This is a genomic window from Kitasatospora sp. NPDC041988 (assembly GCF_055588525.1).
The window spans coordinates 62,951-78,515 of the sequence record NZ_JBVJCO010000015.1; the positions used below are offsets into that span (position 1 = coordinate 62,951).

A 15,565-nucleotide genomic window follows, 5' to 3' on the forward strand; every position below is an offset into this window, starting at 1 on the left:
GGGAGGCTGCACGGATGAGCGCGAGCGAGGGTGTCGAGGTGCGGCTGACGGTGGACGAGCTGGCGGCGCGCGCGGGGGTGACGGTGCGGACGGTGCGGTTCTACGGGACGAAGGGGCTGCTGCCGCCGCCGGAGCTGGGGCCGCGACGGGTGGGTCTGTACGGGGCGGAGCACCTGGACCGGCTGGGGCTGATCGAGGAGTTGCAGCGCCAGGGGCTGACGTTGGCGGCGATCGAGCGGTATCTGGCGCGGCTGCCGCAGGACAGTACGCCGCTGGACCTGGCGATCCACCGTGCGCTGGTGGCGTCGTGGACGCCGGAGGCGCCGGAGGAGGTCAGCCGGGGGCAGCTGGAGCGGCGAGCCGGCCGGGCGCTGTCGGAGGCGCAGCTGGACCGGCTGGGTGCGATGGGGGCGCTGGAGCGGACGGCGGATGCCGAGGTGTTCCGGGTGGATCCGGGGCTGCTGCCGCTCGGGGTGCGGATCCTGGACGTGCCGATCCCGCTGGAGACCCTGCTGGCGGCGCGCGCCGTGGTGCTGGAGCACAGCCGGGCGACGGCGCACGAGTTGCACCGGCTGTTCCGCGAGACGGTGTGGAGGCCGTACCGGGAGAGCGAGCCGGCCCCGGCGGAGCTGGAGCGGATGAAGGCGCTGACCGACCACATCCAGCCGATGGTGGCGCAGGCACTGGTGACGGCGTTCCAGCGCTCCCTCAGGGAGGAGCTGGGCGAGGCCGCGCGCGGTGACGCGGACTCGCCCAGCTGACCGACAACGGGCCCGCCGGTCGCGGGACCTGAGGCAACGGGCCCCAGACCGCTGCCCTCAGGCAACGGACCCCCGGCCGCTGACCGCAGGCCGCCGCCCTCAGGCGGACGTCAGTCCGTGAACGTCCGCCCCTCCGCCGCGATCCGCTCCAGCAGGGCGGGCGGCGCGAACCGCTCGCCGTAGGCGGCGGCCAGTTCGCGGGCTCGGGCCGCGAAGCCGGCCGGGCCGCCCTCGTAGCCGTTGATGTACTGGAAGACGCCGCCGGTCCAGGCCGGGAAGCCGATGCCGAGGATGGAACCCACGTTGCCGTCGGCGACCGAGGTGAGCACGCCCTCCTCCAGGCAGCGGACCGAGTCCAGCGCCTCGCTGAACAGCATCCGTTCCTTGAGGTCCTCGAACGGCACGGCGACGTCACCTCGCGTGAAGTGCTCGCGCAGCCCCGGCCAGAGCCGCCCGCGCCTGCCGTCCTCGCCGTACTCGTAGAAGCCGGCGCCGCCGCTGCGGCCGGGGCGGCCGAACTCGTCGACCATCCGGTCCACCACGGCGTCGGCCGGGTGGGCGGTCCACTCGCCGCCCGCCGCCTCGATCGCGCGCCGGTGCTCGTTGCGGATCTTGCGGGGCAGGGTGAGCGTCAGCTCGTCGAGCAGCGAGAGCACCTTGGCGGGGTAGCCGGCCTGGGCGGCGGCCTGCTCGACGGAGGACGGGTCGACGCCCTCGCCGACCATGGCGACGCCCTCGTTGATGAACTGGCCGATCACCCGGGAGGTGAAGAAGCCCCGCGAGTCGTTGACCACGATCGGGGTCCGGTCGATCTGCCGGACCAGGTCGAAGGCGCGGGCCAGCGCCTCGTCGCCGGTCTGCGGACCGCGGATGATCTCCACCAGCCGCATCTTGTCGACCGGCGAGAAGAAGTGCAGGCCGATGAAGTCGGCGGTGCGCTGGACACCCTCGGCGAGCAGGCCGATCGGCAGGGTGGAGGTGTTGGAGCAGAGCAGCGCGTCCGGCGCAACCACGGCCTCGATCTCCTGGAACACCTTGTGCTTCAGCTCGGGGTTCTCGAAGACGGCCTCGATCACCGCGTCGCAGTCGGCCAGGTCGGTGGCCTCGGCGGTGGGGGTGATCCGGGCGAGCAGCTCGTCGCGCTTCGCCTCGGTGGAGCGGCCGCGCGCGATCGCCTTCTCCAGCAGCCCGGCGGAGTAGGCCTTGCCGCGCTCGGCGGCCTCGACCGTCACGTCCTTGAGCAGCACCTCGATGCCCGCCTTGGCACAGGTGTAGGCGATGCCCGCGCCCATCATCCCGGCGCCGAGCACGGCGACCTTGCGGACCGTCCGCTTCTCGAAGGAACTCGGCCGCCCGACGCCGGAGTTGACCGCCTGCATGTCGAAGAAGAGTGCCTGGATCATGTTCTTGCTGGTCTGCCCGCAGGCCAGCTCGGTGAAGTAGCGGGCCTCGATCACCATGGCGGTGTCGACGTCCACCTGGGCGCTCTCCACCGCCGCCGCCAGCACGTTGCGCGGGGCCGGGTAGGGGGCGCCGGCCAGCTGCTTGCGCAGGTTGGAGGGGAAGGCGGGCAGGTTGGCGGCGAGCGCCGGGGTGTTCGGGGTGCCGCCGGGGATCTTGTAGCCCTTGACGTCCCAGGGCTGGACGGCGGTCGGGTTGGCGTCGATCCAGGCGCGCGCCCGGTCGGACAACTCCTCGGGGGTGTCGACCAGTTCGTGGACCAGGCCGTGCTGGAGCGCCTGCGCCGGCCGGTACTGGCGGCCCTGGAGGAGCACATTCAGCAGGGCGTCGGTGATGCCGAACAGGCGGACCGTGCGGACGACCCCGCCGCCGCCCGGGAGCAGGCCGAGGGTGACCTCGGGCAGGCCGATCCGGCTGGCGGAGGTGTTCAGGGCGATCCGGTGGTGGCAGGCGAGGGCGATCTCCAGGCCGCCGCCGAGGGCGCTGCCGTTGACGGCGGCGACCACCGGCTTGCCGAGCGTCTCCAGCCGGCGCAGGGCGCGCTTGATCCGCATCGACTTCTCGAAGACGGCGGCGGCGTCCTCGGGGCGGGCGGCGGAGAGCATCTTGAGGTCGCCGCCGGCGAAGAAGGTCTTCTTCGCGGAGGTGATGACGACGCCGCGCAGTTCGTCGCCGAGGCCGGCCAGGCGCTCGACGGTGGCGTCGAAGTCGGCCGTGAAGGCCTCGTTCATGGTGTTGACGGACTGGGTGGGGTCGTCGAGGACGAGGGTGACCACGCCGTCCTGGTCCTGCTCCCAGCGGATGGTGGTGGTGTCGCTCATATTCGGGTCTCCGGGAGAAAAGAGGAGGTCAGGAGGTCAGATGCGCTCGACGACGGTGGCGATGCCCATGCCGCCGCCGACGCAGAGGGTGGCCAGGCCGTAGCGCAGGTCGCGCCGCTCCAGCTCGTCGATCAGGGTGCCGAGGATCATCGCGCCGGTGGCGCCCAGCGGGTGGCCGAGGGCGATCGCGCCGCCGTTGACGTTCACCTGGTCGTGCCGGAACCCCATCTCCCGGACGAACCGCAGGGCGACGGCGGCGAAGGCCTCGTTGATCTCGACCAGGTCGATGTCGGCGGCGGTCAGCCCGGCCTTGGCGAGCGCCTTGCGGGTGGCCGGGGCCGGGCCGGTGAGCATGATGGTGGGCTCGGAGCCGGAGACGGCGGCGGAGACGATCCGGGCGCGCGGACGCAGCCCGTACCGCTCACCGATCTCGCGGTTGCCGATGGCGACCAGGGCGGCGCCGTCCACGATGCCGGAGGAGTTGCCGGCGTGGTGGACGTGGTCGATGCCCTCCACCCAGTGGTACTTCTGCAGGGCGACGGCGTCGAAGCCGCCGGCGTCGCCGATGCCGGCGAAGGACGGCTTGAGGGCGGCCAGGCTCTCCACGGTGGTGCCGGGGCGGATGAACTCGTCGCGGTCCAGCACGACCAGGCCGTTGCGGTCGCGGACCGGGACGACCGAGCGGTCGAAGAGGCCGTCGGCCTGCGCCTTGGCGGCGCGGGCCTGGGACTCGGCGGCGAAGGCGTCCACGTCGGTGCGGGAGAAGCCCTCGATGGTGGCGATCAGGTCGGCGCCGATGCCCTGCGGGACGAAGTAGTTCTCGTAGTTGGTCATCGGGTCCATCGCCCAGGCGCCGCCGTCGGAGCCCATCCGCACCCGGGACATCGACTCGACGCCGCCGGCCAGGATGAGGTCCTCCCAGCCAGAACGGACCTTGGCGGCAGCCAGGTTGACGGCTTCCAGGCCGGAGGCGCAGAAGCGGTTCTCCTGGACGCCGGCCACGGTGTCGGGCAGGCCGGCGGTGACGGCGGCGATCCGGGCGATGTCGGAGCCCTGGTCGCCGATCGGGCTGACCACGCCGAGCACGATGTCGTCGACCGCCGCCGGGTCCAGGTCCGGGAAGCGGCGGCGCAGTTCGTGGATCAGGCCGACGACCAGGTCGATCGGCTTGGTGCCGTGCAGGGAGCCGTTGGCCTTGCCCCGGCCGCGCGGGGTGCGGATCGCGTCGTAGACGTACGCTTCGGTGGTCACGGTGGAGAGCCTTTCGGGCAAAAGGGTGGTCCGGGGGTCCGGGGAGGGGTGGTCCGGGGTCCTGGCGGTCCGGGCGGTACGGGTGGTCCGGGGGTCCCGGCGGTCCGTGGAAGGGCCGGGCGGGAGGGGCCGGCCGGGAGCAGGGCTAGCCGAGGAGGGAACGGCCGACGATCTCCTTCATGATCTCGGTGGTCCCGCCGTAGATGGTCTGGATCCGACCGTCGGTGAACGCGCGGGCGACCGGGAACTCGCTCATGTACCCGTACCCGCCGTGGAGTTGGAGGCAGCGGTCGGCGGTGCGCTTCTGCAGTTCGGTGGCCCACCACTTGGCCATCGAGGCGTCCGCCGGGGTGAGCGCGTACCGATTGTGCTCGGTGATGCAGCGGTCCACGAAAGCGCGGGTGACGGCGCACTCGGTGGCGAGTTCGGCGATCTCGAAGCGGATGTGCTGGAGCTTGGCGAGCGGCCGGCCGAAGGCCTCGCGCTGCTTCACGTAGGCGGTGGTGATCTCGACCAGGTACTCGGCGCCGGCGATCGCGGCGGCGGCGATGGTGAGCCGCTCCTGGGCGAGGTTCTGCATCAGGTAGACGAAGCCCTGGTTCTCCTCGCCGAGCAGGTTCTCCTTCGGGACGCGGACGTCCTCGAAGAACAACTCGGCGGTGTCCTGGGACTTCTGGCCGATCTTGTCGAGGTTGCGGCCGCGCTCGAAACCGGGCGTGCCGCGCTCGACCACCAGCAGGCTGAGCCCGTGCGCGCCGCCCTCGGGGGTGGTGCGGGCGACCACGACCACCAGGTCGGCGAGGATGCCGTTGGAGATGAAGGTCTTGGCGCCGTTCAGCAGGTAGTGGTCGCCCTGGTCGACGGCGTGGGTGCGGATGCCCTGGAGGTCGGAGCCGGCGCCCGGTTCGGTCATCGCGATGGCGGTGATCAGCTCGCCGGTGCAGAACCCGGGCAGCCAGCGGCGCTTCTGCTCGTCGGTGGCGAGCGAGGTGAGGTACGGGCCGATGATGTCGTTGTGCAGGCCGAGCGCGAGGCCGGAGGCGCCGGCCCGGGCGAACTCCTCGGCCAGCACGGCGGCGTAGCGGAAGTCCGCGCTGCCCCCGCCGCCGTACTCCTCGGGGACGGCCAGGCCGAGCAGGCCCTGCCGGCCGGCGGCGAGCCAGGCGGAGCGGTCCACGATGCCGGCCTGCTCCCAGCGGTCGTAGTGCGGCAGCACCTCCTTGGCGAGGAAGGCGCGGACGGTCGTCCGGAAGTCCTCGTGCTCCTCGGTGTAGATGTCGCGTTGCACGGCAAGCTCCTTATCGGGCCTCGGAGTCGGCGGAGGGCAGGGAGTTCGGGGCGTCGGCGGAGGGCAGGGAGTTCGCGGGGACGGCGGAAGCCGCCGGCCCGGGCAGGCCCCAGTCGCGGGCGACCTCGGCGGCGTCCGCGCCCGGCCGGGCCGGCGGGCGGCGCAGCGTGCCGGGGGTGGCGGAGAACCGGGGCGCGGGGGCGGGCTGGGTGAAGCCGTCCGCCTCGACGTAAGTTCCGCGCGCCACCAGGTGTTCGGACGAAGCTGCTTGACGCATCGTCAGGACGGGTTCCACGCAGGCGTCGGAGCCGGCGAAGACGGCCTCCCAGTCGGCCCTGGTCCGGGTGGCGAAGCGGGCGGCGATCAGGGCGCGGAGTTCGGGCCAGCGGGCCGTGTCCCACTGGCCGGGCGCGTCCGGGCCGAGCTCCAGCAGCCGGGCGAACTCGGCGTAGAACTGCGGCTCCAGCGCGCCGACGGCGAGGTGGCCGCCGTCCTGGGCCTGGTAGACGGCGTAGCAGGGGGCGCCGCCGTCAAGCAGGTTGACACCCCGGCGGTCCTGCCACTGGCCGGACGCGAGCAGGCCCCAGAGCACGGAGGTGAGGTGGGCGGCGCCGTCCACGATGGCGGCGTCGACGACCTGGCCGGCACCGGTCTCGCGGGCGTGGTGGAGTGCGGCGAGCAGGCCCACGACCAGGTAGAGCGAGCCGCCGGCGAAGTCGCCGAGCAGGTTGACCGGGATGGCGGGCGGTCCGTCGGCCGGGCCGATCATGCCGAGGACGCCGGCCACCGCCGAGTAGCCGATGTCGTGGCCGGCCCGGGCGGCGAGCGGGCCGTGCTGGCCCCAGCCGGTCATCCGGCCGTAGACCAGGGCGGGGTTGCGGGCCAGGCAGGCCTCCGGGCCGACGCCGAGGCGTTCGGCGACGCCGGGGCGGTAGCCCTCGATCAGCAGGTGGGCCCGCTCGACCAGGTCGAGCACCTGGCCGGCCCCCTCGGGGGACTTGAGGTCGACCAGCACCGAGCGCTTGTTGCGGTTGGTGACGTCGTACGCCGGGTCGATGCCGAGCGGCGAGGCGTTCGGCCGGTCGACGCGCACGACGTCGGCGCCGAGGTCGGCCAGCAGCATGGCGGCGAAGGGGCCGGGCCCGATCCCCGCGAGCTCGACCACCCGGACGCCGGCCAGCGGGCCGGGACTGCTGGTGTCATGCACTGGCTACAGACCTTCCGGGGTTTGACAGTAAAGCTGTCACACTCGCGATGATAGGGAAGCGACCCGCCGGTAACAAGACCTTCGGGCCCGGACACCCCGGCCCGTTCGCCATCCCCGCGCCCGCCCTTCCCTTCCCTTCCTGACGGATCCTTGACGCGCTCGGCGCAACCGCGACCACGAAGGGTGCGTCGGTAAACCGACGGAAGGGCCGACAGGGCCGTCCTGCTTGTTCGGAGGGGTTCCGGCCGCCGGCCGGAGGAAGAGAGCAGACGCACATGGGTAACCCAGGGTTCACCACCGGACCGGTCGCACCGGCGTCCCCGCCGGGCGCCCCGCGCAACCCGGCACCGGGCACCATCATTCCGATCTCCGCACCGGGCACCTCCCCGTTCGCGGCCGGCCCCACCCCGAGCCCCTCCCCCGGCCCGGCACCGTCCGCTCCGACCACCCGGCTGGACCACCCGACCGAGCTGGGCGCCTCGGCCGGCATCGCCCGGCAGATCGCCACCGACCTCGACAACGCCAACGGCAAGGGCGGCAACAACCTCGCCGAACACGCCTCCACCGCGGCCACGAGGATCCGCGGCTTCTCCTTCGGCGGCGCCCTCACCGGCTCCACCGAGCGCTGGCTGCAGCAGTGCAAGAGCCTGCACGACAAGCTGACCGGCACCGCCGAGAAGCTCGAGGACACCCAGCGCAACTACCGGTCCAACGAGCACGCCACCGCCGCCGGTTTCGGCGCCTGAGACCCGAGAGAACGGAAAGGAGCCCCCAAAGCATGGTGTCCTTCAAGGAACTGCGCGAAGCCGACTTCTCCGGCGTCACGGAGACCGCCGAGGCCTGGACCAACATGGCCAAGGCGCTGGAAACACTGGACGGCCGGGTGGGCCGGGAACTCACCAACACCCCGCAGCGGGCCGGCTGGCAGGGCGCGGCCGCCGACGACGCGAGCCGGGCGCTTCAGGGCATCGACACCGACTTCACCCAGGCATCCGGTGTCGCCACGGCCCTCGCCGCGATCATCCGGGACGCGGGCGAGGACTTCACCGCGGCCCGCAAGGACCTCGACACCGCGCTCCACGACGCGAGCGAGCAGAAGCTCATCGTCGCCGACGACGGGTCGGTCAGCTGGCCGCCGATGTCCAGCGACGGCCACAACGACCCCGACTACCAGGAGATCCTGCGCACGTACCAGGCCGACATGAAGGGCAAGGCCGAGGCGATGTCCACGCGGATCGCCCAGGCCGTCGCGAAGGCCACCTCCGCCGACCAGCGCGCCTCGGCCTCCCTGCAGAGCGACCTCGGTACCAGCACCACCGCCTTCAACGCCCGCCCGTACGGCGGCGGCGACGCGGCCGACGCCAGGCGGGCCACCGACCTGCTGGGCAAGGGCGGGAGCCTCTCCGACGAGGAGCGCAAGCGGCTGCAGGACCTGATGGCCGCCGGCTCCGGCTCCAAGGAGTTCTCCACCACGCTGCTGGGCGGCCTCAGGGCGGGCGACAAGACCGGCCCGGAGGCGCTGCTGGAGTACTCCAAGGCCTACAACGGCTACGCCCACGGCGATCACAACGCCGGCGACTACCAGGACATCTACGGCAGCCTCTCGAAGGTGCTCGCCACCGCCACCAAGGACGGCGGCATGGGCAGGGAGTGGGAGGACAACCTGCTCAAGGCCGCCCGCAAGCCCGGCGGTTCGGCCGCCGGGTACAACGAGGGCTACCCGGCGCTCACCCAGCTGATGGGCGCCGGCGGGAACTACGACAAGGGGTTCCTGGAGAGGGTCGGGAACGACCTGGTCGACTACGAGAAGACCAGCAAGCACAAGGGCGAGGACCTCTGGGGCCCGTTCTACACCGTGCCGGGCGACAAGTCGACCGACCCGATGGGCGGCCTGATGCGGGCGATGAGCCACAACCCGGAGGCGTCGAAGGCGTTCCTCGACCCGGCCACCAGCGGCAACCTGGACTACCTGCTCAAGGACCGCAAGTGGCCCAACCAGGACAACGAGGGCAAGCTGTTCCCCGCCGACCTCAAGGCGAGCTCGCACGCGGCCTTCGCCGACGTCCTGGAAGCCGCCACGACCGGCCGTGACCCGCACGGCAACGGGAAGCCCGTACGCCCCCACGACGAGGGGATGGTACGCATCATGGACAAGACGCTCACCACCCTCGGCGGGGACCGGGCCGGCCACGAGAACGACCTCTCACCCGTCCTGCGCCGCCCGCTGGCGAACATGATCTCCGAGTTCCCGGCGGACACCCACGACATCCTCAGCAAGGACCTCTCCGGTCCCTCCCATCCGGAGGGGCTCACGGCCACCCGGGAACAACTGTTGCGCGTCATCCGCGGCGTGACCGAGGACCCGGAGGCGTTCGCCGTCATCCACCTGTCCGAGAGCCGGGAAGTCGGCCGCCGGATGGACGAGTTCGGTCCGGAGAACTTCAAGCCCGACGTGACCGGCCGCCCGAACCCGAAGTTCGCCGGCTTCCTCGACGAGTCCGGGAAGGCGCTCGGAGCGCTCGACGCCGTGCGCGCGGACACCTTCATCGACCACAAGTCGGACGAACAGTTCAAGAACAACTGGAAAGCCAAGATGGACTACCACGTCTACGGCACCGCGGCGAACATGCTGAAGATCCCGGGTGCCTCCTGGTTCCCGCTGGGTGACGTCGCCCAGCGTCTGGTCGACATCGGCACCTCCGACTGGGCGAACAAGGCCAACGCCGAACTCGACGTCAAGACCCAGGGCGAGGTGAGCAAGAACTACACGGCCGGCGAGTCCCAGCTGATGACCATGATCCAGGAGAAGGCCCGCCGGTCCGGCGTTTCGGACCAGGACATCGACGCGACCGGCAGCGTGACGAAGCAACTGGCCGACAGCGCCGGGGTGCACTACCGCTCGTCGATCGACCGGGCCTACCACAACGCGCTCGGAAACCCGTGACCCGTATGACGACGGAGAAACTCGACCAGGCCCTCACCCGGCGCGGATTCACCACCCGGCGGCTGCGCCTGCGGGCGGCGGCCGTGCTCGGTGCGATCACCGCCGGCGTCTCGGGGGTGCTGCTCTACAGCCTCACCAACGTGCTCGGTCCGGACACCGTGTGCAACGGCGTGGTGAGCGCCGACGCCCTGCACGACGCGCTGGGGCCCGGACGGATCAGCGAGGAGGACAACGGCGAGCCGGCACCGCTGCGCGACGGCGGATCCTCCTGCACGGCGGTGGTGAGCACCGGGGCGTTCGGCGGGCACAAGTCCGTCCTGGTGGGGGTCCGCGCAAACCGGGACACGGCCGTGGCCGAGGCCGAGGCCGGCGCCCGCCTCTTCGCCGCCTCGGCCAACGGCGGATCGGCCGGCGGCGTCGCGGGCCCCGTGGCGTGGGCCTTGCTGCCGGAAGGCTGCGGCACCGGAGGACTACGTGCGCGGGTGGACTCGACCAAGGGGGGTTCCGTCGGCGACGGCGAGCTCGCCCGGCTCGCGGTGGCGACCGCCAACGGACTCGCGGCGCAGCGGAACTGCACGGCACCGAAGCTCCCGGCGCCCGGAAGCCTGTCGGCCCAGGGCGCGAAGCAGGAGCTGGACAGCGGCAACGTCTGCGGCCTGCCCGGCCTGACGGTCCCCGGTGGCGCGTCCGCCGCCCGCGGGTACAAGCAGCAGGCCACCACCGGGTTCGCCCCGCTCTGGTCCTGCGACATCGGGATGGGCAGTACGGCCGCGACCTTCGCCATCGGGACCGAACCCCGGCTCAGGGCACAGGACGCCGACAAGGACACCCCGGAGGCGTTCGGCCGGGCCCACTGGACCATGGGCCTCTCGTTCCCGAACAACGACGAGGTCGTCGTGACCTGTCAGGGCAAGCCCACCTATTTCAAGATGCGGCTGCCGGGCGACCGGACGCTCTTCCCCGACGTCGCGGACCTGTGGAAGCAGTTCCTCACCGCCGGTGGCAAGGCGATCGGTTGCGAGCCGATCATCCCGTAGCGGTACGCGCCCCGGGCCCGTCCGAGCCCTTCGCTCGTGCGGGCCCGCGGGCGGCCCGCGCCGGCAGGGTGACCGCTGACGTAGAGTCGGCCGGGTGAACACGGGGGCGGGCACGGATCGGTGGGGGCTGCGGCACACCGGGGGTGCGCTGTTCGGGCGGCGGGCCCGGCTGCGCTGGGTGCACCTGGTGCTCGGCGGCGCGCTGCTGATGCCCTACTGGATGCTCTCGGTCGTGCTGATCGGGGCACTCAACCCGCAGCACGACCCGATGGTCCAGGTGCTCCTCTCCTTCGCCGCGCTCGGGACGTCCTTGCCGATGGCCGCCGTCACCGCGCTGGTGCCGACGGTCCGCGCGCTGGAGGGGGCCGCCGCGCGAGCCCTCTGCGCACCGAGCCGGCCGGACGAGGTCGCCACCGGCCCGGGCCGGTCCTGGGCGGCCCGGCGGCGGACCGTCGCCTGGTACGTCCTGCACCTGCTCTTCGGCGGGGTGGTCAGCGGGATGACGCTGAGCGGGGTGCCGTTCGCGGTGGTCCTGGTGATCGAGCCGCTGGGCGGGCCGCCGGTGGACAGGCTGGTGCAGTTCTGGCAGGACCGCGGGTTCCCGTCCTGGCTGCCAGGGCCGCTCATGGGCCTCGCGCTGATGTTGCTGATCGTCTCCTCCAGCGCCGGCCTGGGCGCGTTGCTGGCCCGCTGGGCGCCCGTCCTGCTCGGCCCGACCCCGGACGAGCGGGTGGCCGCCGCCGAACGGCGGGCCACGGTGCTCGCCCAGCGCAACCGGCTGGCGCGCGAGCTGCACGACTCGGTCGGCCATGCGCTCAGCGCGGTCGGCATCCAGGCCTCGGCGGCCGCCCGGGTGCTGCGGACCGATCCGGACTTCGCCGAGGAGGCGCTCCAGGCGATCGGCGAGACGGCGCGGGCCGCCGTCGCCGAGCTGGACGCCGTGCTCGGCCTGCTGCGCGAGGAGGACCGGGCCGGCACCGAGCCCGCCGGGCCGACCCTGGCCGGGCTGGACGACCTGCTGCGCCAGCTCGCCCGCACCGGGCTGAGCGTCGACGCCGAGCTGCCGCCCGGCCTGGACCGGCTGCCGGCCGCGTTCTCCCGCGAGGCGTACCGGATCGTCCAGGAGGGCCTGACCAACGTCCTGCGGCACGCCGGCCCGGCCGCGCCCGCCGGGCTGCGGGTGGGGCTGGCCGCGGGCCGGCTGGAGATCGAACTGACCAACCCGCTGGGCCCCGACCGCCCCAGCCGCCCCGGCGGCGGCCGTGGGCTGCGCGGCATCGGCGAGCGGGCGGCAGTGCTGCACGGCGGCTGCGAGGCCGGTCCGGCGGAGGACGGAACGACGTGGCGGCTGGCCGTCTGGCTGCCGATGGGAGGGACGCGATGAGCGGGACGACGAGCGGAACGACGAACCCGACGGGCGGGCCGGGCGAGCCGGGTGCCGCGGTCCGGGTGGTGATCGCCGACGACGAGCGGCTGGTGCGGATGGGCCTGCGGGTGGTGATCGACGCCGAACCGGACCTGACCGTGGTCGGCGAGGCCGCCGACGGCGCCGAGGCGGTGTCGCTGGTGCGCGAGCTGCGCCCGGACGTGGTGCTGATGGACGTCCGGATGCCCGGCATCGACGGCATCCGAGCCACCGAACAGCTGGTCGGCGGGATGGCCGACCCGCCGAAGATCATGGTGGTCACCACCTTCGAGCATGACGACCACGTGTACGACGCGCTGCGGGCCGGCGCCGCCGGGTTCCTGCTGAAGCGGGCCAGCGCGGAGGAGATGGTCCAGGCGGTGCGGCTGGTCGCGCGCGGGGACTCGCTGCTCTTCCCGGCCGCGGTGCGCGAGCTGGCCCTGCGCCACACCCCGGCCGGGCAGCGCGCGGCCGCGCCCGCGCAGGGGCCGATCAGGCGGCTCACCGAGCGGGAGGGCCAGGTGCTGCGGCTGATGGCCGCGGGGCTGAACAACGGCGAGATCGCCGGGCGGCTGGTGGTCAGCCAGGAGACGGTCAAGACGCACGTCGGCAGCGTCCTGGCCAAACTGGGCGCCCGCGACCGCACCCAGGCGGTGATCGCCGCGTACGAGTCGGGCTTCGTCCTGCCGGGGTAGCGGAACGGGCAAGAAGCACCTGCTGAGACGATTCTTCCGTCCCGGCCGTACCAGCGAGTAGAGTGCGGCCTTCCCCCCTCTACCGCCCGATACCTCCCGTATCGCCTGAAACGAACTGGTGGCCGCATGTCAGTCCGGACCCGCCCCGCACTCTGGTGGCGTATGGGCATCGTGCTCTCCGCGGGCCTCGGCCTGACCCTCCAGACCGCGCCGCTGGTGTACTTCACCATCCAGAGCAACGTGATCGTGCTCGGCTACTTCATCGGCGCCGTCTACTGGATGACCAAGCGCGGCACGGTGGACGCGCCCGCGCCCCGGCTGCGCGGGGCCGCCACGCTGTACATCCTGATCACCGGGCTGGTCTCGCACATCCTGCTGGAGCACGGCGCCAACCCGCTGCCCGGGCTCTTCGACGGGCCGGACAAGCTGCAGCACTGGTCGTCGTTCTTCCTGCACTACGTCACGCCGGTGATGGTGATCATCGACTGGCTGACGCTGAAGCCGCGCAACGCCTCCGCCTGGCGGGACGTCCCGCTCTGGCTGGCCTTCCCGCTCGGCTACGCGGCGATCGTGCTGGTCCGCAACGCGCTGTTCTCCAACTACCCGATGCCGTACCCGTACTTCTTCTTCGACCCGACGACCGAGGGCTACGGCTACGTGTGGGGTCAGATCGCCCTGCTGACCGTCGAGTTCGTCGTCCTCGCGGCCACCGTGATCGGGCTGGACCGGCTGGGCACCCTGGTAGCGGGCAAGCTCCGGCCGGGCTCCGCGGCCGCTTCGGAGCGCGCCACCGAGACCACCGGGGTCTGACGCGGAACCAGGCGCACCCCGCGCCCGAGGAGCTGGACGGGCTCCGGCGGCTCGGCGCCGCCCCGGGCCCGTCAGCTCCTCGGCTGGGCTCCCCTCGGCAGCCGGCTACATCGCGTCCACCGCCCGCAGTTCGCCGTCCAGCTCCAGCCAGCGGGTGAGCCCGAGGCCGCGCAGGAATGGCAGGTCGTGGCTGACGACGATCAGCGCCCCCTGGTAGGCGGCGAGCGCCTCGGTGAGCTGGCGGACGCTCGCCAGGTCGAGGTTGTTGGTCGGCTCGTCGAGCAGCAGGAGCTGCGGCGGCGGGTCGGCCAGCAGCAGGGCGGCCAGGGTTGCGCGGAACCGCTCGCCGCCGGAGAGGGTGGCGGCGGGCTGGTCGGCCCGGCCGCCGCGGAACAGGAAGCGGGCCAGCCGGGCCCGGATCGCGTTGTCCCCCGCGTGCGGTGCGAACCGCTTGACGTTCCCCACGACGGTGAGCCCGTCGTCCAGCAGGTCGAGCCGCTGGGGCAGGTGGCGCACCGGCACCGGGGTGGTGATCTCGCCCTCCAGCGGAGCGAGTTCGCCGGCGATGGTGCGCAGCAGGGTGGTCTTGCCGGAGCCGTTGCGGCCGACCAGGGCGATCCGCTCGGGGCCGCGCAGGTCGAGGTCGGCGGTGGCGCCGTAGGGCAGCCGGACCTTCTGCAGGGTGAGGACGGTACGGCCGGCCGGGACGGCGGTGCGGGGCAGGTCGATCCGGATCTCGGCGTCGTCGCGCACCGCCTCCTCGGCGGCGGTGAGCCGCTGTTTGGCCTCCTCCAGCCGCTCGGTGTGCATGCCCTGGAGCCGGCCGGCCGTCTCCTGGCCCTGGCGCTTCAGCTTGCCGGCGAAGATGTGCGGGTCGTTGCGGGTGACCGAGCGCTTCTTGCCGTAGCTGGCGCTGCGCTCCAGCCGGATGCGGGACTCGGCCAGGTCGCGTTTCTGGCGCTGGACGTCGGCCTCGGCGTTGCGCAGCAGCCGCTCGGCCGTCTCCTGCTGGGCGGCGAGGGTGCGCTCGTACTCGGTGAAGTTCCCCCCGTACCAGCTGACCTGGCCGTCCCGGAGGTCGGCGATCTGGTCGACGTGCTGGAGCAGCTCGCGGTCGTGGCTGACGATCAGCATGACGCCGCTCCAGCCGGCCACCGTCTCGTAGAGCCGCTCGCGGGCGGCCCGGTCGAGGTTGTTGGTGGGCTCGTCGAGCAGCAGGACGTCGGGGCGGCGCAGCAGCAGGGCCGCGAGCCGGAGCAGGACGGCCTCGCCGCCGGAGAGCTCGCCGGTGGTGCGGTCGAGGCCGAGCCGGTGGAGGCCGAGCCGGTCGAGGGTGGCGCGGGCGCGCTCCTCGACGTCCCAGTCGTCGCCGACCGCGTCGAAGTGGCGCTGGTCGGTGTCGCCGGACTCGATGGCGTGCAGGGCCTCGCGGGTGGCCCGGATGCCGAGCGCCTCGTCGACCCGCAGCCCGGTGTCGAGGGTGAGGCCCTGCGGCAGGTAGCCGAGCTCGCCGCCGACCTTGACGGTGCCCGCGGTCGGGGTGAGTTCGCCGGCGACCAGGCGCAGCAGGGTGGACTTTCCGGCGCCGTTGAGCCCGATCAGGCCCGTCCGGCCGGGGCCGACGGCGAGGTGGAAGCCGTCCAGGACGGTCTTGCCGTCGGGCCATTCGAAGGCGAGGTCGGTGCAGAGGACGGAGGTGCTGGGTTGTGCCATGAGTGGCCTCCCGGGTGGTTGCCTGCGGTCTGGGGAGCGACACGGGAGACACCGCGGGAGTGCGCGCAGGGAGCGGGAAGGGGCCGAGGGCCGTCAAGGGCCACGGACCGGCTCACCACTGAGGTCGCGCACTCGCACACTCACAGACCGCGGGCAGCAGGGCTGCATCGCG

12 protein-coding genes are annotated in these 15,565 nt (G+C 72.8%); 7 read left to right on the top strand and 5 right to left on the bottom strand.

The window, feature by feature from the left end; all coding sequences use genetic code 11:
* Positions 1-14 precede the first annotated feature (14 nt).
* Positions 15-761, top strand: coding sequence for a MerR family transcriptional regulator (locus tag ACZ6NC_RS17305; RefSeq protein WP_465733515.1), 747 nt, complete (start codon positions 15-17; stop codon positions 759-761).
* 110 nt (positions 762-871) lie between these two features.
* Here the strand turns inward: ACZ6NC_RS17305 and ACZ6NC_RS17310 are convergent, their stop codons facing one another.
* From ACZ6NC_RS17310 to ACZ6NC_RS17325, 4 genes are all read right to left on the bottom strand, one after another.
* Complete coding sequence (locus ACZ6NC_RS17310; protein ID WP_465733517.1) at positions 872-3,043, bottom strand: 3-hydroxyacyl-CoA dehydrogenase NAD-binding domain-containing protein; 2,172 nt, start codon at positions 3,041-3,043, stop codon at positions 872-874.
* A gap of 36 nt (positions 3,044-3,079) precedes the next feature.
* Positions 3,080-4,294 carry an acetyl-CoA C-acetyltransferase gene (locus tag ACZ6NC_RS17315; protein ID WP_465733519.1) on the bottom strand — a complete coding sequence of 405 codons (1,215 nt, stop codon included), beginning with the start codon at positions 4,292-4,294 and terminating at the stop codon, positions 3,080-3,082.
* 145 nt (positions 4,295-4,439) lie between these two features.
* Positions 4,440-5,582, bottom strand: a complete 1,143-nt coding sequence (locus tag ACZ6NC_RS17320; protein ID WP_465733521.1) for an acyl-CoA dehydrogenase family protein — start codon at positions 5,580-5,582, stop codon at positions 4,440-4,442.
* Between the two features lie 10 nt (positions 5,583-5,592).
* The gene (locus ACZ6NC_RS17325) at positions 5,593-6,789 is read right to left on the bottom strand and encodes a CaiB/BaiF CoA transferase family protein (RefSeq protein WP_465733523.1); all 1,197 of its coding nucleotides are present in this window, start codon (positions 6,787-6,789) and stop codon (positions 5,593-5,595) included.
* A gap of 275 nt (positions 6,790-7,064) precedes the next feature.
* Between ACZ6NC_RS17325 and ACZ6NC_RS17330 the strand changes: the two genes are divergently transcribed.
* The 6 genes from ACZ6NC_RS17330 (at position 7,065) to ACZ6NC_RS17355 (ending at position 13,680) form a co-directional block, all read left to right on the top strand.
* Positions 7,065-7,535: a hypothetical protein gene (locus ACZ6NC_RS17330; RefSeq protein WP_465733525.1), complete on the top strand. Its 471-nt coding sequence runs from the start codon at positions 7,065-7,067 to the stop codon at positions 7,533-7,535.
* A 32-nt stretch (positions 7,536-7,567) separates the two neighbouring features.
* Positions 7,568-9,733, top strand: a complete 2,166-nt coding sequence (locus ACZ6NC_RS17335; protein WP_465733527.1) for a WXG100 family type VII secretion target — start codon at positions 7,568-7,570, stop codon at positions 9,731-9,733.
* 5 nt (positions 9,734-9,738) lie between these two features.
* Complete coding sequence (locus ACZ6NC_RS17340) at positions 9,739-10,770, top strand: hypothetical protein (protein WP_465733529.1); 1,032 nt, start codon at positions 9,739-9,741, stop codon at positions 10,768-10,770.
* A gap of 94 nt (positions 10,771-10,864) precedes the next feature.
* The gene (locus ACZ6NC_RS17345; RefSeq protein WP_465733531.1) at positions 10,865-12,154 is read left to right on the top strand and encodes a sensor histidine kinase; all 1,290 of its coding nucleotides are present in this window, start codon (positions 10,865-10,867) and stop codon (positions 12,152-12,154) included.
* Entirely contained in the window at positions 12,151-12,870 is a 720-nt protein-coding gene (locus ACZ6NC_RS17350; protein WP_465733533.1) for a response regulator transcription factor, read from the top strand. The genes ACZ6NC_RS17345 and ACZ6NC_RS17350 overlap by 4 nt, the downstream gene beginning before the upstream one ends.
* A gap of 126 nt (positions 12,871-12,996) precedes the next feature.
* Positions 12,997-13,680, top strand: a complete 684-nt coding sequence (locus ACZ6NC_RS17355; protein ID WP_465733535.1) for a Pr6Pr family membrane protein — start codon at positions 12,997-12,999, stop codon at positions 13,678-13,680.
* A gap of 105 nt (positions 13,681-13,785) precedes the next feature.
* Here the strand turns inward: ACZ6NC_RS17355 and ACZ6NC_RS17360 are convergent, their stop codons facing one another.
* Positions 13,786-15,393: an ABC-F family ATP-binding cassette domain-containing protein gene (locus ACZ6NC_RS17360; RefSeq protein WP_465733537.1), complete on the bottom strand. Its 1,608-nt coding sequence runs from the start codon at positions 15,391-15,393 to the stop codon at positions 13,786-13,788.
* Between the last annotated feature and the right edge of the window lie 172 nt (positions 15,394-15,565).